Annotated in this window: 15 protein-coding genes; 9 read left to right on the top strand and 6 right to left on the bottom strand. The window is 36.9% G+C overall.

What is annotated here, in order from left to right; translation table 11 throughout:
• Window positions 1-5 precede the first annotated feature (5 nt).
• From BW951_RS13655 to BW951_RS13665, 3 genes are all read right to left on the bottom strand, one after another.
• On the bottom strand, window positions 6-1343 hold the full coding sequence (locus BW951_RS13655) for a 4Fe-4S dicluster domain-containing protein (protein WP_076393773.1): 1338 nt from the start codon (window positions 1341-1343) through the stop codon (window positions 6-8).
• Between the two features lie 11 nt (window positions 1344-1354).
• Window positions 1355-2305 carry an MlaD family protein gene (locus tag BW951_RS13660; protein ID WP_076393774.1) on the bottom strand — a complete coding sequence of 317 codons (951 nt, stop codon included), beginning with the start codon at window positions 2303-2305 and terminating at the stop codon, window positions 1355-1357.
• Between the two features lie 129 nt (window positions 2306-2434).
• Window positions 2435-4579, bottom strand: a complete 2145-nt coding sequence (locus BW951_RS13665; RefSeq protein WP_076393776.1) for a peptidylprolyl isomerase — start codon at window positions 4577-4579, stop codon at window positions 2435-2437.
• 259 nt (window positions 4580-4838) lie between these two features.
• Here BW951_RS13665 and lon point away from each other — a divergent pair, with 259 nt between their 5' ends.
• The 6 genes from lon to BW951_RS13695 all read left to right on the top strand — a co-directional run bounded on the left by lon (window position 4839) and on the right by BW951_RS13695 (window position 12282).
• Complete coding sequence (gene lon, locus BW951_RS13670; protein WP_076393778.1) at window positions 4839-7244, top strand: endopeptidase La; 2406 nt, start codon at window positions 4839-4841, stop codon at window positions 7242-7244.
• Window positions 7245-7564: 320 nt separating this feature from the next.
• Entirely contained in the window at window positions 7565-8152 is a 588-nt protein-coding gene (locus BW951_RS13675) for a Crp/Fnr family transcriptional regulator (protein ID WP_076393780.1), read from the top strand.
• A 278-nt stretch (window positions 8153-8430) separates the two neighbouring features.
• Window positions 8431-9333, top strand: coding sequence for a hypothetical protein (locus tag BW951_RS13680; RefSeq protein WP_076393782.1), 903 nt, complete (start codon window positions 8431-8433; stop codon window positions 9331-9333).
• Window positions 9333-10163 carry a hypothetical protein gene (locus tag BW951_RS13685; protein ID WP_076393784.1) on the top strand — a complete coding sequence of 277 codons (831 nt, stop codon included), beginning with the start codon at window positions 9333-9335 and terminating at the stop codon, window positions 10161-10163. The genes BW951_RS13680 and BW951_RS13685 overlap by 1 nt, the downstream gene beginning before the upstream one ends.
• Window positions 10164-10165: 2 nt before the next feature.
• Complete coding sequence (locus BW951_RS13690; protein WP_139326160.1) at window positions 10166-10942, top strand: hypothetical protein; 777 nt, start codon at window positions 10166-10168, stop codon at window positions 10940-10942.
• Window positions 10943-11169: 227 nt separating this feature from the next.
• Entirely contained in the window at window positions 11170-12282 is a 1113-nt protein-coding gene (locus BW951_RS13695) for an AI-2E family transporter (protein WP_076393788.1), read from the top strand.
• 54 nt (window positions 12283-12336) lie between these two features.
• Here BW951_RS13695 and BW951_RS13700 read toward each other — a convergent pair whose 3' ends face one another.
• Window positions 12337-12585, bottom strand: coding sequence for a bacteriocin-like protein (locus BW951_RS13700; protein ID WP_076393790.1), 249 nt, complete (start codon window positions 12583-12585; stop codon window positions 12337-12339).
• A gap of 153 nt (window positions 12586-12738) precedes the next feature.
• Here BW951_RS13700 and BW951_RS13705 point away from each other — a divergent pair, with 153 nt between their 5' ends.
• The gene (locus tag BW951_RS13705; RefSeq protein WP_076393792.1) at window positions 12739-13116 is read left to right on the top strand and encodes a DoxX family protein; all 378 of its coding nucleotides are present in this window, start codon (window positions 12739-12741) and stop codon (window positions 13114-13116) included.
• Window positions 13117-13209: 93 nt separating this feature from the next.
• Here the strand turns inward: BW951_RS13705 and BW951_RS13710 are convergent, their stop codons facing one another.
• Window positions 13210-14568, bottom strand: coding sequence for an acyl-CoA dehydrogenase family protein (locus BW951_RS13710; RefSeq protein ID WP_076393794.1), 1359 nt, complete (start codon window positions 14566-14568; stop codon window positions 13210-13212).
• A 206-nt stretch (window positions 14569-14774) separates the two neighbouring features.
• Here BW951_RS13710 and BW951_RS13715 point away from each other — a divergent pair, with 206 nt between their 5' ends.
• On the top strand, window positions 14775-15683 hold the full coding sequence (locus tag BW951_RS13715; protein ID WP_076393796.1) for a DUF4349 domain-containing protein: 909 nt from the start codon (window positions 14775-14777) through the stop codon (window positions 15681-15683).
• Between the two features lie 67 nt (window positions 15684-15750).
• Here the strand turns inward: BW951_RS13715 and BW951_RS13720 are convergent, their stop codons facing one another.
• Window positions 15751-17184 carry a glycoside hydrolase family 125 protein gene (locus tag BW951_RS13720; RefSeq protein ID WP_076394114.1) on the bottom strand — a complete coding sequence of 478 codons (1434 nt, stop codon included), beginning with the start codon at window positions 17182-17184 and terminating at the stop codon, window positions 15751-15753.
• Window positions 17185-17388: 204 nt separating this feature from the next.
• Here BW951_RS13720 and pgi point away from each other — a divergent pair, with 204 nt between their 5' ends.
• Entirely contained in the window at window positions 17389-19029 is a 1641-nt protein-coding gene (pgi, locus tag BW951_RS13725; protein ID WP_076393798.1) for a glucose-6-phosphate isomerase, read from the top strand.
• The last annotated feature ends 8 nt before the right edge of the window (window positions 19030-19037 follow it).

A 19037-nucleotide genomic window follows, 5' to 3' on the forward strand; every position in this document is an offset into this window, starting at 1 on the left:
ATTAATTAGTCTTTTGCCCAGTTCAGACGGTCTGCCTGATTGTATTGCCACGGTGCAGCGTTGTTTTCTACATTCGTCATCATAAGATTCAGTTCTTGCGGTGCAGCAGACTGTTCCATAACAAGGAATCTTCTCATTTCGAAGATGATAGAAAGCGGATCCAGCAATACAGGACAAGCTTCTGTACATGCGTTACAGGTGGTACAGGCCCATAATTCTTCTTTGGTGATGTAGTCGTTCAACAGTTTTTTTCCGTCGTCTACAAATTTTCCGTTTTTATCAATGTTTTTGCCGACTTCTTCAAGACGGTCTCTTGTCTTCATTAAAATGGCTCTCGGAGACAATTTTTTACCGGTAATATTTGCCGGACAAACTGCAGTACAACGACCGCATTCTGTACATGAATAGGCATTTAACAACTGAACCTGATTAAGATCGAAAATATCTTCTGCTCCGAATTTCGCAGGCGTTTCTGCCTCTCCTTCTGCCGGAGCTGCGTAAGGATCTGCATTCGGATCCATCATCAGTTTAATTTCTTTCGTTACAGATTCAAGATTATTGAATTTTCCTTTCTCTTCAAGGTTTGCATACCAGGTGCTCGGGAAAGCAAGAATGATGTGTAAATGTTTTGAATAATAAAGATAATTCATGAAGAATAATATCCCTACAAAGTGGAACCACCAAGCTGCTCTTTCAACGCCGAATAAGAATCCGTTATCAAAACTGAAAACTTCAAGAAACGGAACGAAAGTCATTTCGCTGATCGGGAAAGATCCTACTTTTACAAAATGACCATACCCATTTGACTGGAGAATAAAGTCTGAAGCGTTCATGGTAAAGAAAGCCATCATCAAAGCAAATTCGATAATCAGAATCCAGTTTGCATCTTCTTTTGGCCATCCTAAAAGTTCTTTCATCGTTAATCTTTTGACTCCGTAAAAATTTCTACGGATAAAAAATACAACGACGCCAATTACGACTAAAAGTGCCAAAACTTCTAAAGTAGCGGTAAAGAAACCATAAACGGTATTTCCTAAAATGGTTGATAAAAATCTGTGTGTTCCGAAGATTCCATCCACCACAATTTCGATAAGTTCGATATTGATGATGATGAAGCCTACATACACAAAAAGGTGTAAAATTCCGGCTACAGGACGTTTTGTCATCTTACTCTGCCCCATTGCAACAGTTGCCATTGTTGCCCATCTTTCTCCTCTTCTGTCGCTGCGATTGATCTCACGTCCTAATCTGATGTTTCTATATATCTTCTGCAGACTTTTTACAAAAAGTCCAAAACCTGCAATTAATAAAATCAGAAAAATAATATTAGGGATATAATGCATGGTTTAAAAAATTAGTCTTTATTATTTTTTCCGAAAACGGAGAAGTTAACATATTTTTTTGGGTGCGCTTTCAAATCTTCGATCAAAGAATTAAGATTGTTTGAAGCGGCATTCAGGTTATTGTAAAGCTGATCGTCTTTCATGATTTTCCCTAAACTTCCTTCCCCTCTGTCGATTCCTGAAACCACATTATTTAACTGTCCTACTGTTGCATCTAAATTAGCGATGGTAGCATTCAGTTTTTTAGTATCGATGCTTTCTGCTAAATTTCCGTATTTATCCAAAGTAACTTTTCCGCTCTGCATGGTAAGACTTGCATCGTCCAAAACTTTCTGAAGTTTAGGATCGTTGTGACCCACTAAGGAATTTACGCTTCCTGCCGTAGTCTGTAAAGCAGCAACCGTTTTGTTAAGATTAGCCAGTAATAATTTAATTTCCTGTCTGTTTTGCGCATCAACAAGCTGATTGGCATTCGTCATCAGAGAGTCTACTCTGTGTAAAACAACCTGTAATTGATCTTTTACAGGACCTACCTGTGAAGAAAGGCTTCCTAAAGTTCCTAATTTAAATGCCCCTCTTAAAGTATCTCCGTCTTTCGCAGTAGGACCTCCGTACATCAGGTTAATTCTCATTTCTTTTCCTCCCATTAAACTCGGTTCAAAAATTTCCAATGTTGAATTTTTTGAGAATTCAAAATTGTTATCAACCGTAATTTTTACAAGAAAATCGATTTTACCGTCCTTAGATGTATGAGGAATAATTTTATCAACCTGTCCTACCTTTAATCCGTTAATGGAAACAGGGGAAGATTGTGCCAATCCCTCGACGTTATCATATTGTGCGTAAAATATATTATCGGTAGTAAAAAGGCTTCTGCCTTTCATAAATTGAAAAAGCACCACAAAGCCGACAATGGCCAATAGTGCGATCACACCAGCTTTTAATTCTTTACTGAACTTCACTTGCTAAATTTTTTCTAATGAGCAAATATACTACATTTAAATGAATGTTTTTCTCTATTGCTCTGCGTTACACACAAAAAAAGCGGCAAAAACTTTGCCGCTTTTTATCTATCTGAAAAATTATTTTTATTATTGCTGAGAACCTAGCTTGTTCCAGATCTCGATTCTGTAATCTTCGATATCCGAATTGTCCTGTAAGCTCTTTAACCAAGCCTGCCCGAACATTCCGCCGTTTCTCTGGGTAACAGATTCTGTAAACTGTTTAAGATCTCCAGGCTGTTTGTTTGTGATCTCATTCTTTTTAATAAGAACATAAACTCCCGTTCCTCCTTCAACCGGCTTAGAAAGCTGTCCTTTCTTCACTCCGAATGCAGCTCCGGCAACTTTTGGCTCCATAGAACCTGCTACTGAAGGATTTAATAAGTTAACCTGTGCAGATTGTTTTGTGGTTCCGAACTGCTTAGCAATCTGATCTAAATTTCCTGCTTTCGCGATTTTCTCTGAAATCTGTTTTGCAGCCAGTTTATTTTTAACCACTACTTCAATCTGATCTCTTACAGATTCCGGATCTGCAGTTCCTTTTTCCTGCTTCCCGTTTAAGTAAACTACAATTTTATCTCCTGTTCCGTCTACTGTAAACAATTCAGTATCTCCTTTTTCTCTTTTCTTGTCGAAAGCCCAAGCAAGGATTTCAGGATCTTTGTCTGTTCCTAATCCCTGAAGCTGTCCGTCGAATCTCTTCGCCTGTTTAGGATTAGAGAACTGATAGTTTGCTTTTTTAGCAATATTCACGAAATCGTTGAAAGATTTCCCCTGAACCTGCTGAACGAATCTGCTTGCTTTTTTGTTTACTTCTGCTTCCGTAGCATCAGAAGGTTTAACCGCTTTTACCAAGTTTGCCACTTTGTAAGCCATTGCTCCCGGTTTTTTATCTTCAATGTTGATGATATGATACCCGAACTGTGTTTCTACAACACCTGTCGCACCTTTAGGGTTTTCAGACAGATATTTTAAAAACTCAGGAACGAAAGGTGTTTCAGGAGTTGTCCATCCTAAGCTACCACCTTGTGCAGCAGAATTTGGATCGTTTGATAATTTAAGGAATTCTGTAAATTTCCCCGGATTAGCTTTTACAATCGCTCCGATAGAATCTGCCAGTTTCTTAGCCTGTTCTTTGGATCTTGTAACTCCTTCTCCCGCAGGACTTCCTTTGAAAGCGATCAGAATATGTCTTGACAGTGTAGAATCTGAAGTCTTTTTATCTAAAAGTTTAGAAACTACATAAAAATTCTGCTCTTTGTACGGACCAAAAGTCTGACCGATCGCTGCTGTCGGAAGCTGCGCCTGAATCGTCTGAGGCAATTGGTTTGGCTTCAGATACTGTGGATTGAAAGGCATATCAGAATTAGCCATGATGAACATAGAGTCATTCTTTGTATTCTGAAAGTTTTCAGAACCTCCGCTTGCATCGCTTCCTACAGAGAATAATTTATTGATTTCTTTCTGAGCCGCCGCATCATCTGCAGGACTTGGCTGAGAAGGGAAATAAACGATTCCTATATTTCTGCTTTCTTCCGCTTTGAACATTATCGGATGCTGCTTGATATAATTTGCTAAATCTTCAGTGGTAACTTTAATGTTGTTTTTTTGAAGATAAGCTGCATAATCTACTTTTACGAAATCGATATCAGCTAACTGATCTCTTTCTCTCATCAACTCTTCAGCTTCTTTTTTACCTGTAGTGATTCCTGTAGAAACATTAGCAAATACCTGTCTCGCCATCAATCTGTACTCGATTGATTTTCTGGTTTTCAACCATTGGTTGTACCCTTCCGGCGAAGCCGCTTTCATATCTTCTATCTGTTTTTTAAGCTCCTGGGTTTTGAAATTACCTTTCTCATCAAAAAACTGCTTCTGCTGTGCAAACATCTGATCGTACTGGATCTGGTTCCAGAAGTAATCGTCCGTCATTTCGAAGCCCATTTTCTCGAATTGCTGTTTGATCAGCTTCGATTGCACAAGCAATTGCCAAGCCTGCTCTTCAAGACCATTTTTTGGTTGACCTTGCTGTTCAGCCTGTTGTTGCAGTACGAAAAGTTGATCGTTAAACTCTTCACGGGTAATTTTCTCACCATTCACTTTTCCTAAAACATCAGGATTTTTACCAAAAACCTTATCAATACTGTCCGGGTTTACAAGGAACGCCAAAAGCGCCAGTGCAATTACTCCCATCAAAAGCCAAGGTCTACTCCTAATTTGTCCTAAAATTGCCATTATATAAATTATAGTTTTTTATCAGTTTGCGAAAATACACATTTTTAAGAAATTACGGAAATACAAGACCTTTATTTTAATTTTTAAAATTTAATTTTTATAAAAAAGGAAATTTTGACCGTATTTTTTAGCAAAAAACAAATGGCATAAGTCTTGTGCATTTTAAGCACACATAATATGAATTGCCTTTTCAAAACATATTATGAAATTTCACGTTAACGAATTAAAACGATAATGACAATTTGTCATTCGATTTACTATGACAGAATTTGAAGATATTAGTTTAGAAGAAATGATAAGCGACGGATTTGATATTGTAGCTCAGGAAATCAACATTGATGATCTTGCGGAAACAGAAAAAAATTCGGAGCAAAAGATATTCCCGATCCTTCCTGTAAGAAATATGGTGATGTTCCCCAACGTTGTGATCCCGATTACTGCCGGAAGAAAAGCATCTATCCAACTGTTGGAAGAAGCCCAGAAAAATGGCGATTTCATCGGAATCGTAAGCCAGAAAAATTCTGATCTTGAGCAGCCTTCCGAAAAAGATTTGTACCAGACCGGAACTTTAGCAAAGATTATTAAAATCATCAAACTTCCGGAAGGAAATATTACTGCGATTACGAAAGGTTTTCACCGATTCAAAATCAGGAAAGTGGTTGAAACACAGCCTTATTTTAAAGCAGAAATATCAAAATTAAAGGATTCCAAGCCTAAAAATAAAGAAGAATACGAAGCTTTACTGGAAAATGTAAAAGATCTTGCCCTGAAAATCATTGAGCTGGATCCTAACATTCCGAATGCGGCTAACTTCGCCATCAAAAACATCAACAACAATGATGACCTGTTGAATTTCATCTGCACAAATGCCAATTTCCCTTCTTCCGATAAGCAAAAGCTTCTGGAAGAAAAGAATCTGATGGAAAGAGCCAACAAGTGCTACGAGATGATGCATGAGGATTTCAGAAAGCTGGAACTGAGAAACCAGATCCATCAGAAAACTTCGAAGGATCTTGATAAACAGCAGAGAGAATATTTCCTGAACCAGCAGATCAGAACGATTCAGGAAGAATTGGGAGGAGGTACAGAAGGCGACATAGAAGATCTTATTAAAAAGGCAAGAGAAAAAAAATGGAGCGATGAAGTAGAAGAACATTTCCAGAAGGAAATCAACCGTTTGCAGCGTCAGAATCCTAATTCGCCGGATTACAATGTTCAGAGAAATTACTTGGATTTCTTTACGGATCTTCCTTGGGAAACCTATACCAAAGATGTTTTTGATATTGCCAAAGCGGAGAAAATTTTAGATAAAGCCCATTTCGGTTTAGAAGATATCAAGAAAAGAATTCTGGAACATATGGCTGTTTTAAAGCTTAAAAACAACATGAAATCTCCTATTCTTTTGCTTGTGGGACCTCCCGGAGTCGGTAAAACGTCACTGGGAAAATCTGTTGCTGATGCACTGGGAAGAAAATATGTAAGACTTTCTTTGGGTGGTCTTCACGATGAAAGTGAAATCCGTGGTCACAGAAAAACCTACATTGGTGCAATGGCGGGAAGAATTCTTCAGTCTATCAAGAAATCCGGAACCTCCAATCCGGTGATTGTTCTGGATGAAATGGATAAAATCGGACAGGGATTGCATGGTGATCCAAGTTCGGCGCTTTTAGAAGTTCTTGATCCTGAACAAAATAAGTCTTTCTACGATAATTTCTTGGAAATGGGGTATGATTTGTCTAAAGTAATGTTTATTGCAACGGCAAATTCATTATCTACCATTCAGACTCCTTTGTTAGACAGAACTGAAATCATTCAGATTGCAGGCTATACTTTAGAGGAAAAAATTGAAATCGCCAAAAGACATTTAATTAAAAAACAGCAGGAAGAAAACGGTTTGGATTCTAAATCTTTTAAACTCGGAAATGCTGAATTAAAACATATTATCGAAGCGCATACTTCGGAAAGCGGCGTAAGATCTCTGGAAAAAAGAATTGCAGGAATCGCGCGTTGGGTAGCTTTGCAGACTGCTTTGGTTAAAGATTACGATCCTAAAATCTCGATCGAAAAAGTAGATGAAATTTTAGGTGTTCCGAGACCGAAAAGCTTATCTGAAATTACAGGAGTTCCGGGGGTTGTTACAGGTCTTGCGTGGACGAGCGTTGGCGGAGATATTTTATTCATTGAAAGTATTTTGAGCAACGGAAAAGGATCATTATCCATGACCGGAAATTTAGGAACCGTGATGAAAGAATCTGCGACCATTGCGCTGGAATATATTAAAGCGAAACATGATGAACTGGGAATTTCTCAGGATGATATCGAAAAGAAAAACATCCACGTTCACGTTCCGGAAGGTGCAACGCCAAAAGACGGACCTTCTGCGGGAATTGCGATGCTGACTTCTATGGTTTCTTCATTTAAAAATAAAAAAGTAAAACCTCATCTTGCCATGACCGGAGAGATTACTTTAAGAGGAAAAGTTCTTCCGGTAGGCGGAATTAAAGAAAAACTTCTGGCAGCAACTAGAGCGGGAATTAAAGAGGTTATTCTTTGTGAAGCCAACAGAAAAGATGTGGAAGAAATTAAAAAAGATTATCTGAAAAACCTGAATGTACATTATGTAAACAGAATGGAAGAAGTTATCGAAATCGCATTGGAGAAATAAATTCTTTTTCAATAAAATTTTAGAGTAAAAGAAAGTTATCTTTAAAAATAAATTTAACAGGCCATAGCAAAACTCAATTGCTATGGCTTTTTTTCTTGTGTACACGGATAATTTTGAATTACATAAGTTCAGCAACAACTAATTAAAATTACAAAATCCTTAACTATAGAGAAAACAGATTAGAGGATTATTTAAAATATCGAAATTTTAAACAATTATTATCTACAGAACAACGAAATATTTCATAATTTTGTATTACACAAACACAAAATAATCGTATAAAAAAACATAATGTTACTAAAATTATATTCGGAAAAAAGATGTATAATAAATTTATTTCATATTTGAATGGATTGTTAGCTTCGCCTCTCAATCCCGAAGAAATTAAGATCATCAAAGAGGTTTTCAAACCTAAGACTTTATTAAAGAACCAGTATTTTCTTCAGCAAGGTGAAATATGTAAATTAACCGGATTTATCGTTAAGGGAGCTATCAAACAGTATTCTCTTGATGAAAAAGGTAAAGAAAAGGTTCTGGGTTTACTTATAGACAACTGGTGGGTCGGAGACAGGGAAAGCATGTTGAAAAATATACCTTCATCATATTATATTCAGGCATATCAGCGTTCCGAGCTGTTGATATTTACAAAAGAAGATTTTGAAGAGCATCTTATCAATCAGCCTTTTATTCTTGAAGCGCGCAGGATTCTTTTTGAAAGACAGTCTTTACAGCTTTTAAAACGGCTTTATGCGACCAATATGCTGCCCGCAAAACAAAGAATACAGGAACTTGAAAACTGTTATCCGGATTTTTTTCAGAAATTCCCGCAACATCTTATTGCTTCTTATCTTGGTTTAACCAAAGAAACTTACAGCAGGATTAAAAGCAATATGCTGAAAAACCAGTAAATTCTTGTAAATTTTATTCAGTATTATAAAAAACGTTGATTTAGATCAACGTTTTTTATTGATATAAATCAACAATAATTTTTCTTTTTTATAATGAACTTTGTGTAAGCAAAAACATTTTAAAGTTTCAGCTTTCAGTTAAAAACTTTAAAAATCTTACAGATTTTCACTAGCCACCAGACCCGACATTTAAGAAATTACCATCATCCATTGTTGGACGAAGCCCAAGTAGGTATTTGGCTGTATCAGATTATTTATAACAAATTGAAAAATTAGCGATGAAAACAAAAATTATTTTATTGTTCTTTGGTCTTCTTTCGTTTTTGCCAAACGCTCAAATAGGGATTTCGAAAGACACTTCTTTTCAACCGGATTCAAGAGCAATGCTGCATATAAAGCAGGATAATTTCGCGGCAAGAATTCCGAGATCCAATACAGCATTATCTTTGCCCGTCTCCGAAACGGCAACTACCGGAACAGGAACTCAGGGATCGATAATATTCAACCGAGAAACCGGAAGTATTGTACAGAATGACGGCGCAACATGGAAGATATCGGATCCTATTGTAAGCATCATGAAGAGCAATAAAATGGCAAGATTCATAAGATCAGGCGTTGTAACTTCATCCTGCGGAACGTGCGGATTAGCCTGCGCGCTTACCGTAAGAACCTGCTCTACGGAAAATATTCTTTTTACAAACAGCAGTCCTGTTTTTAATGATATTTCTTCGAGTGTTGCTCTTGCCTCTACGAACAGCAATGTGATAAATATAAATGAAAAAGGTCTTTATAAGATTTCTTTTAAAAGCGGAGCGATTGATATAAGTACGCCTTTGTGTGCAGGAGTTGTTATCAATCTTCAATCGAGGGTAAATCTGGAATTAAGTTCTTCTACAGATGCAACGTGGAGACCTATTAATAATAATTCAAGCAGCTCAACATCCGGAGCCTTATCGGTAACTACCTTAGCTCCGGGTGCTATTGACGTGGGACAGGCACTTTCTTTTACCTACGTAGGCGTTTTCAATGCAGGTGATAAACTGAGACTGACAATGAACGGTACACAAAACATCGGAACGGGCGTGTGTACAGGAGTATTGGGAGGAAACAATATGTTTTTCTCTATGGATAAAACAGGAAACTCTGTTTCTGAAATTATTATAGAAAAAATAAACATGTAATGATGAAAAAAAATTTATTATTTGCCGTAATATTTTCCCTCCAGCTATTTCATGGACAAATAGTAATCGGCGGAAATGATATCAGTACAAAAAACATTGTGAAAATAGTGGATGGATCTAAAGGTGTTATTCTTCCCTTTTCCAATACCTATACAACCTTCCCGAAATACAATGCGTCTGCAACGGATATTTTTGATGATTATCCTAATCTTACAGGAAGTCTGATCTACAGTAAAAATGATGATCAGTACTATAAATACGACGGATATTCCTGGAATCCTGCAAGACAGATTCAGGCGATCTATCAGCCGAAAGCTTCCCGTTTAGGAGTCTCTTCAGGGACTACGATTCCCTGCATTTCATTTGGGATCGGATTCTGCTTCGCCGGAAACACGCCTACTTATCTGGCTGCAGATAACCGAAGCCAGGTGCTCGTAGACAATTTAACATTAAAAAACACAGGAAATGTAACTATAAAACAATCCGGCATCTACGATATTGCTGTTGCCTTAGGCTTTACAGGAGGTAGTTTCGGATTACAGGCAGGAATTACAGAATTTAAAATGAGTCTTCAGGTAAAATATACCTCAACATCAGATTGGGAAACTGTAGTTACCAAGACCAATTATTCTATTGTTTTTGTAATCGACACACAGGGAAACAAGACTTCAAGCTTTTCGCAAACTGTCTATTTACCTTCAGGAGCAGAGCTCAGAGTGGTTCCGGAAATCAGTTCAAATGCTATTTCGGGAGGCTCTTTATCTGCTTACGGAACAGATTCTAATGCTCTTTACTCGTATTTGGCAGCGCGTTTAATTAAAAACTATTAATGATGAAAAAAAATATTTATTTACTATTTATCTTTTTACTGAATATTTGCAGCGCTCAGATTAATTTCACCACCCTTACTAATCCCGACTCAAACGCGAATGGCTCTGATCAGGTAATGCTGTACATCACCAATGCAAGTGAAGCGACAGGAGTGAAAGGATTTGGTCTTCCCGCTGTAGATACTGAGACAGATCTGCCTTTTACAGGAAGTAACGCACCTTCTGTCAGAATAGAAAACCTGAGAGGAATGCTCTTATTTGTAAAGAGTACAGGACAGACGATGGTTTTTGACGGATTGGCATGGAGCAAAGCATTTGAAGTGGAATCTGATAATATTTCAAGATTTCAGATTAATTCTGTAAGTACAACTTCAGGATCAACTCTGCTTCCGATAAATTCTTTAATTGATAAACCGAATTTTCTTGCAGATCCGCTAAAGCTGAAAACGAATGTGGGAACTACAGGAGCCAATATCAACCGATTGTATATTCGGCAGACCGGATTATACAGAATTAATCTTAATCTTACCTTCACAGGTCCTGCAGGAACTTTCAGCAACAGACTCGGAGCAGGATTGTATGTAAATGATGCGCTCCGATGCCAGTTGCTTGAAAATACAGTAAACTTCGACGGAACAAACAGGAAAATAAACCTTGATTTTTCCGTATACATGGTTCAGGGACAGTATATTACCCTGGAAACAGTTTCAGAAATAGGAGGAACTGTATCTTATACCGTAACCAATAACAGCTACGTTACCGTTGAAAAAGTTTTATAAATATCATTAAAATTATCACAAGTTCTCATTTTTGGGAACAAATTAAGGACAGAGACTTATTTCTGTCCTTTTTTCTTTGGTAAACTTAAGAATACAGAATCCAATAATAATGATCTTATACATGGAATAATCAAGAACAATAAATTGAAATTATCTTAAACAAATTGAAAAATAACCCTTCTGTTACAAGTGTTTTTACTAATTTTATAGAAGTAAGATTTTAAATTATGAATACAGTTCGGCTCCCTTTTCTTGTAAAACTCACGCTGGTTATTATTTCCATCATCGGATTGGGATATCTTCTTGCTTTGGGACAGAGTATTTTAGCTCCGTTTTTTCTGGCATTTTTAATGGCGATGCTATTTCTGCCGGTTGCCAATTTTCTGGAGAAAAGATTAAGATTTACAAGATCCATGTCGACCATTGCTTCTGTTTTAATGATGCTGTTCATATTAACGGGATTAATTTACTTTTTCGGATCACAGCTTTCGGATTTCAGTAAAGATATTCCACACCTTAAAAAGCAGTTCACCTCGGTCGCGGAAGATATTCAGCACTGGGTTTCCAGAACTTTTCACGTAAAAATTGATGAGCAGCTTAATTATATTGATCAGGGACTGAATAAACTTCTTTCTTCATCCGGCGTTATTCTGGGCTTTACTTTTGGGATTTTTTCCTCGAGTTTAGGATTCTTCGTGTTTTTTATTCTGTTTTTTATCTTCATCTTAAATTACAGAAGAGTTTTAAACAACTTTATTATTACCGTTTTTAATGAAAAACATAAAGCCAGCGTTCAGGAAGTGGTAGGCGAAGTAAGAGTGATGACCAAAAAGTACATTATCGGATTGTGTCTTCAGATTTTAATCGTTTCTGTTCTTACTTCTATTGTTCTTACGATTCTGGGAGTAAAATACGCCATTCTTTTAGGAGTTCTTACGGGCTTGTTAAATGTAATTCCGTATCTGGGAATCTGCATCAGTCTTTTAATTTCATGCTTCATCGCTTTCGCAACCTCTACTCCATCTACCTGTATTTATGTGGCAATGGGCTATATTGCGGTTCATGTTGTAGACGGAAATATTGTTCTGCCATTTGTGGTGGGCTCAAAAGTAAAAATCAATGCTTTATTTTCATTTATAGGAATTCTTATCGGGGAACATCTTTGGGGAATTGCGGGAATGTTTCTGTGCATTCCGGCTATCGCCATCATTAAAATAATTTTCGAAAGAGTTCAGGGACTTCAGCCTTGGGGAAAATTGCTGGGTGAAGAAGAAAAGCCCGATAAAAAGAAGAAAACCTATAAAATTTCGAAGAACATTACTTTAAAGGAAATGGATTGATTATCAAGCATTAATTATAAAAAAGAAAGCCTTCAAAATCGAAGGCTTTTATTTTTACAATGCACAAAGCGGCTGTAATCCATTTGGGCAGGTTTCTGTACAGTAGATATACTGACCGCTGTCCGGACAATATCCTACAGGATCGCCAGGATTTCCCGGATCTCCTCCTCCACCTAAACAAGGATCGCCCGGCGGAATTTTACAAGGACATCCAACAGGTCCGATATCGCATTTTTCTGCGCCTCCACCTCCTTTAATTTCTCTTAAATCTGCACGATTTAGTTTTTTAAGATTTTTCAGCATAATATTTAGTTTTATTTGTCTTGCACAACAAATATATTAAATCAATCCATATAATTCAATAAATATTTCTCAAAACCGAGAATTTATTTAAATTTCATTTCCTTTTTAATCAGCCGATTATATTTTTATTTAACTTTAATAAAAAATCATAACATGAAAATCGTAAAATTTATCCTTTCCCTTCTTTTCGGATTGATGTTCATTAATGCCGGATTAAACAAATTCTTCAATTATATGCCGATGGAAAAGCCGACTCCCGAACAAATGAAACTTTTTGCCGCATTTGGAGAAATCAGTTGGCTGATGCCGCTTACAGGAGTAGTCGAAGTTATAGGCGGTCTGCTTTTTATTTTTCCTAAAACAAGAGCTTTGGGCGCCATTATTATTCTTCCGGTAATGATCGGAATTGTCTGTCATATCTTTACCTTAGATAAATCTCCTATGGGAATGTCAATTGCCGGAGTTCTTTTTCTGATCAATCTCTGGATGATTATCGATAATAAAGAAAAATATAAAACCTTAGTGAAATAAAAGATTGAATGGTCAATAGTGAATTTTGCTACGCAAGTGAATTTTAAAATTGACAAGCAAAGCGAATTGAACATTGACCATTCAATTTTATCATCATACAAATGCACTGAAACCTGTAATTGATCTTCCTACAATCAGGGAGTTGATTTCTTTTGTTCCTTCGTAAGAATAAATAGCTTCCGCATCGGCTACAAATCTTGCCACATCATATTCGAGCAGAATTCCGTTTCCGCCCATCACTTCACGCGCTCTGGAAACAATATCTCTGGTTCTCATGGTACAGAAAACTTTTGCAAGAGAAGCGTGTTCATCTTTTAAAATTCCTTCATCCTGCATTTCAGAAAGCCTGAAAACCATCGTCTGCATTGCCGTAAGATTAGAAAGCATCTCTACCAAGTGCCCCTGAATCATCTGGAAAGAAGCAATCGGTTTTCCGAACTGTTCTCTTTTTCTGGTGTAATCCAACGCACTTTCATACGCTCCTCTTGCGCATCCTGTAGCCATCCATGCGACTCCGGCTCTCGTCATTCGCAAGACTTTTGCGGTGTCTTTAAAGGAATTGGCATTCTGCAACCTGTTTTCTTCTGTCACCAAACAATCTTTCAGCGTAATCAAACCATTCTGAACAATTCTCAACGCCATTTTACCTTTGATTTTCTCAACAGAATACCCCGGATTGTCTTTTTCTACAATAAATCCTTTCACTTCGCCGTCATCTAAATCTCTTGCCCAGATAATAATTAAATCTGCAAACGTTGCATTTCCGATCCATTTTTTCTGTCCGTTCAGAATCCAGCCTTCAGGTGTTTTTTTGCAGGTTACCGTTAATCCTCCTGCAGCTCCGGAACCAACTTCAGGTTCTGTTAATCCAAAGGCTCCGATTTTTTCAAAATTCTGCATCTGTGGAAGCCATTTCTGTTTTTGCTCTTCGGAACCGCAGATATATATGGAACCCATCGACAAACCGGACTGCACTCCGAAAAAGGTAGCAATAGAAGCATCAATTCTAGCCATTTCCATCGCAATAACACCTTCCATTAGAAAAGGCATTCCGGGACAGCCGTACCCTTCGTAAGTAACTCCGCAGATATTCAGTTTTTGAAATTTTGGAATCAGTTCGTGAGGAAATTCATCACGCAGCCAGTAGTGATTAACAAGCGGTTTTACTTCTTTTTCCATGAACGCTCTCACTTTTAACTGAATTTCCCGCTGTTCAGGACTTAATGTATGATAGATGTCGTAGAAATCGCCGTCTATATCAGGAAGCTCTTTCTTCTTTTTATTCGGATCGAGCATTTTCATCATTCCGTTAAGCTGTTTATCGTCTAATTTGGAGAAACTTTCCATCAGCTTGGGAAGATTTACTTTTTGAGAAATAGCACTCAACTTATCAAAATCTATGGATCTGAATAATTCTATAGCATTTCGGATTTTGGAAAAAGTATTTGACATAATAATTTGTTGTGTTTGATTTGTAAAGGAACAGCAAAAATTACTCCGAAAATGAGGTAGCTGAATAGCCCACAATTTACAAAACAATGAATTACAACCACTTAAAACAGAATTTCTCTTTACAGAATTTTTACGTTCCATTTTCAAATATTACAAACGATTCTGTCTGAACTTTGGGATAAGCAAAACATTAAAAATCTATATCTATGAAAACGAAGTACATCAGACTAAGCATCGCAACAGCACTTTTACTGGGAATTTATTCATGCAAAAAAGGAGAAGTTTCTTCCGAAAATCTTGAAAAATATGCATCTGCTGATTCAGCAATAGCAATATCTTCGGACAGTGTTTCTTCTGTGGCAACCATGAAGGTAAAAGACAAGCAGTTCATTAAAACCGCAGACGTGAATATGGAAGTAAAAGATGTCTATGACGCGACCATATCCATTGAAAAATCCGTTCAGGAATTGGGAGGCTTCGTAACGCACAGCGACCTGAAAAGCAATGTGGTTTCTGAGGAAACCTACAATACATCGGATGAACAGGCAATGCTGATAAAAAAATATCAGTCTGAAAACACCATGCAGGTAAGAGTTCCCACAGAAAAATTGGGCGAACTGCTCACTTTAATTAACAATAAAAAACTGTTCCTGAATGCAAGATCAATTAATGCGGAAGATGTAACGGCAAATATCAAATATTCTGCTCTGGAAGCTCAGCGCAATAAGAAAACAACCGACAATATTGCTCAGATGAAGGTAAATAAAGACAAAGTAACCATGAGCGATGAAAATATGAAGGAAGGAAACAGCCAGCAACTGGAAAGCATGAATATGACGGACATGCTGAAATACAGCACTGTTGACATTTACATTAAAGAACCCAAAATAAGAGTCGCAGAAATTGCAGTTACCAACACACAAAGCATAGACGATAAGTACAAATTTGATTTTCTGTACAGCGCAAAGTCGGCTTTTGTGGAAGGATATTATCTGATCCAGAAAATTGTAGTAGGACTCATCACAGTCTGGCCAATTGTATTAATAGGAATTGCAGTTGTTTATTTTGTAAGAAAAAGAAAACCTGCTAAAAAACAGCCTACCACAGAAATTTAGCGATCCTAACTCCGGTTATCTATATATTTTAAATTTTACAATAAACCTTCGGCAAATCCGGAGGTTTTTATGTTGAAAACTTTCTTTTCAGAATTTCCGGTTTTGTTTTATAGAGATAAAGAATTAGTTCTCCAAACAATGTATTTGCCCATGCAAACCATGATCTTGTAAAGTCTTTCGGGTTATCTACATCAAAAGATTCGTGGATAAATCCGGTTCCGGCATGAGTGGCTTTCAGCATTTTTAAGCAGGAAACAATTTCTTCGTTATCATCCGTTGTCAAAGCCTGCATAATCAAACCCAAAGGCCAGATTTTATGCTCTCCGATGTGCGGTCCTCCAATTCCTTTGGCAAATTTACCCTCGCTAAACCACGGATTTGCTTTACTTAAAGAAAATTTTCGGGTATTTTTATAGATCTCGTCTTCTTTGGATCTGTAACCTAAATACGGAATGGATAATAAATTCGGCACATTGGCATCATCCATAAATAAAGCATTTCCGAAACCGTCGATTTCCAAGGCATAAATTTTCCCGGCTTCCGGATGATTTAAAACTGCATATTTCTGAATGGCTTCATCCACTTCTTCAGCTAAATTTTTAAATTGATCCGAAGAATTTTCATCTTTAAAAATTTCAGAAAAAATTTCCGCAGTCTCCCTCAAAGAAACCACCGCAAACATATTGGAAGAAATTAAAAAAGGATAAAAAGTCGCATCGTCCGAAGGTCTGAACATCGAATGAATCAACCCCACTTTCTTTGTAGGATTTCCATAACCTCCGGCAAATTGTGTGTCCAGAGGATTTCCGTTAGATCGCTGAAATTTATATGGTCCTTTTGAATCTTTCCGCTGTTGTTCTTTAAAAGTCTGCAAAATTAAAAGCATCGCTTTTTTCCAGTCGGAATCAAAAATGGAAGAATCTCCTGTTATTTTCCAATAGTTGTAAGATAATCTCATAACATAGCAAAGTGAATCGATCTCCCATTTTCTTTCATGAATTCCGGGTTTCATCTGGGTAGAATCATTTTTCCATTCACTTACTTTATTGGCATCATTGAAAAATGCATTGGCATAAGGATCAAGAAGAACGCATTCAACCTGCTTACTAATGACGCCTTTCAGAAGATTTTTCAGTTTTTCATCTTCGTTAGCGAGACTTAAATACGGATAAACCTGCGCGGAAGAATCCCGAAGCCACATCGCATCAATATCTCCTGTGATCACATACGTGTAAGGTTTATTGTTTTTCTGGTAAAATTTTACCGTGGTATCTAAAGTATTCGGAAAACAGTTTTCAAACATCCACGCCAATTCTTCATCAGCAATTGATTTTTTGATGGTCTTAATGGTTTTCTCAACAGCCTCAGAAGTGAATTTTCTTTCGTTAAAAGGTGGTCTTCTAGAGACATAATCGTTTGCAAATAAAAATCTTGCGGAAACAGGCAAGGCAAAAAATCCTACTCCCAAAGATGACTTTTTAATAAAATTTCTTCTGTTCAGCATGATGTCATGAAATATTATGCCTAAAAATAAGCATTTTAAATTTTAAAAATTCATTTGTTACTCAACATACATTTGATTTTTAATCATCCATTAATATGATTGAACTAAAATTCCGTAAATTTGCAAATCAATAATTTTGCACGAGGATTTGGTATTCAATAATCCTGAATCCGAAGTCACAAAACCTTAATTTCTAAAGATATGCTATCAAAAATAAATCCTACTCAAACCAATAGCTGGAAAGCGCTTGACGAACAATTTGCCAACAATGATTTCGATTTAAGAAGCCTTTTCCAATACAATCCGAACCGTTTTAATGAATTTTCAATCAAAAGAACTAATTTTTTGTTTGATTATTCTAAAAATTTAATCGATTCCAAAACGAAAAATCTTCTTTTAAATCTCGCAGAAGAATGCGAGCTGAAAGATGCGATCTCTAAAATGTTTTTGGGAGATAAAATTAACGAAACGGAAGGAAGAGCTGTCCTTCATACTGCTTTGAGGGATTTTTCAGATAAAGAAATTTTGGTAGACGGCGAAAATATCAAGCCTCAGATCAAAAAAGTACTGGATCATATGAAATCTTTTTCCGAAAGCATTATTTCGGGAGATCACAAAGGTTTTACCGGAAAAGAAATTACAGATGTGGTGAACATCGGAATCGGAGGTTCAGACTTGGGACCTGTGATGGTAGTTTCAGCTCTGAAGCATTTTAAAACAAGGTTAAATGTTCATTTTGTTTCCAATGTAGACGGAAATCATCTGGCGGAAACTGTGAAAACTTTAAATCCTGAAACCACTTTATTTATCATTGCTTCCAAAACGTTTACGACACAGGAAACAATGACGAATGCCAATTCTGCGAAAGACTGGTTCTTAAAAGCCGGAAAACAGGAAGATGTAGCAAGACACTTTGTTGCTTTATCCACTAACGTACAAGCAGTTAAAGACTTCGGAATTGCAGAAGAAAATATTTTTGAATTCTGGGATTGGGTTGGCGGAAGATACTCGCTTTGGAGTGCAATCGGCTTAAGTATTGTTCTTGCGGTAGGTTACGAAAATTTTGAGCAGCTATTAAGAGGAGCTTATGATACAGACCAACATTTTCAGACGGCTGATTTCGGGGAAAACATTCCTGTGTTAATGGGACTGATCGGGATCTGGTATAGAAACTTTTATGCTGCAACCACTCATGCAATTCTTCCGTACTCGCAATATTTAGACCGTTTTCCTGCCTATTTTCAGCAAGGAGATATGGAAAGTAACGGAAAATGTGTGGATAGAAACGGGGAATTTGTAGAATATGAGACAGGACCAATCATTTGGGGAGAACCCGGTACAAACGGGCAGCACGCTTTCTATCAGTTGATTCACCAAGGAACAGAATTGATTCCGGCAGATTTTATTGCGTATGCAAAAAGTCCGAATAAAGTTTCTGATCATCAGGATAAATTACTGGCGAACTTTTTTGCTCAGACTGAAGCTCTTGCATTCGGGAAAACGGAAGAAGAAGTAGAAGCAGAATTAAAAGCTTCAGGAAAATCTGAAGAAGAAATTGAGTTCTTATTAAATTATAAAGTCTTCCACGGAAACACACCAACTAACTCAATATTATTCAACGAATTAACTCCTTTTTCATTAGGGCAGTTAATTGCGTTATATGAGCATAAAATTTTAGTTCAGGGGGTAATCTGGAATATTTTCAGTTTCGACCAGTTCGGTGTAGAATTAGGAAAAGTTTTAGCCAATAAAATTTTACCGGAACTTGAAAGCAACGAGACCGTTAATTCTCACGATTCTTCAACCAACGGATTGATTAATTATTATAAAGCAAACAAATAAATTATTGC

Origin of the sequence: Chryseobacterium gambrini (genome assembly GCF_900156825.1) — a bacterium.
Classification (GTDB): domain Bacteria; phylum Bacteroidota; class Bacteroidia; order Flavobacteriales; family Weeksellaceae; genus Chryseobacterium; species Chryseobacterium gambrini.

Coding starts and splice junctions, on each gene's coding strand:
- BW951_RS13655 (WP_076393773.1), bottom strand. CDS start 1,343: ATGCATTATATCCCTAATATTATTTTTCTGATTTTATTAATTGCAGGT.
- BW951_RS13665 (WP_076393776.1), bottom strand. CDS start 4,579: ATGGCAATTTTAGGACAAATTAGGAGTAGACCTTGGCTTTTGATGGGA.
- lon (WP_076393778.1), top strand. CDS start 4,839: ATGACAGAATTTGAAGATATTAGTTTAGAAGAAATGATAAGCGACGGA.
- BW951_RS13675 (WP_076393780.1), top strand. CDS start 7,565: ATGTATAATAAATTTATTTCATATTTGAATGGATTGTTAGCTTCGCCT.
- BW951_RS13680 (WP_076393782.1), top strand. CDS start 8,431: ATGAAAACAAAAATTATTTTATTGTTCTTTGGTCTTCTTTCGTTTTTG.
- BW951_RS13685 (WP_076393784.1), top strand. CDS start 9,333: ATGATGAAAAAAAATTTATTATTTGCCGTAATATTTTCCCTCCAGCTA.
- BW951_RS13690 (WP_139326160.1), top strand. CDS start 10,166: ATGAAAAAAAATATTTATTTACTATTTATCTTTTTACTGAATATTTGC.
- BW951_RS13695 (WP_076393788.1), top strand. CDS start 11,170: ATGAATACAGTTCGGCTCCCTTTTCTTGTAAAACTCACGCTGGTTATT.
- BW951_RS13700 (WP_076393790.1), bottom strand. CDS start 12,585: ATGCTGAAAAATCTTAAAAAACTAAATCGTGCAGATTTAAGAGAAATT.
- BW951_RS13705 (WP_076393792.1), top strand. CDS start 12,739: ATGAAAATCGTAAAATTTATCCTTTCCCTTCTTTTCGGATTGATGTTC.
- BW951_RS13710 (WP_076393794.1), bottom strand. CDS start 14,568: ATGTCAAATACTTTTTCCAAAATCCGAAATGCTATAGAATTATTCAGA.
- BW951_RS13715 (WP_076393796.1), top strand. CDS start 14,775: ATGAAAACGAAGTACATCAGACTAAGCATCGCAACAGCACTTTTACTG.
- pgi (WP_076393798.1), top strand. CDS start 17,389: ATGCTATCAAAAATAAATCCTACTCAAACCAATAGCTGGAAAGCGCTT.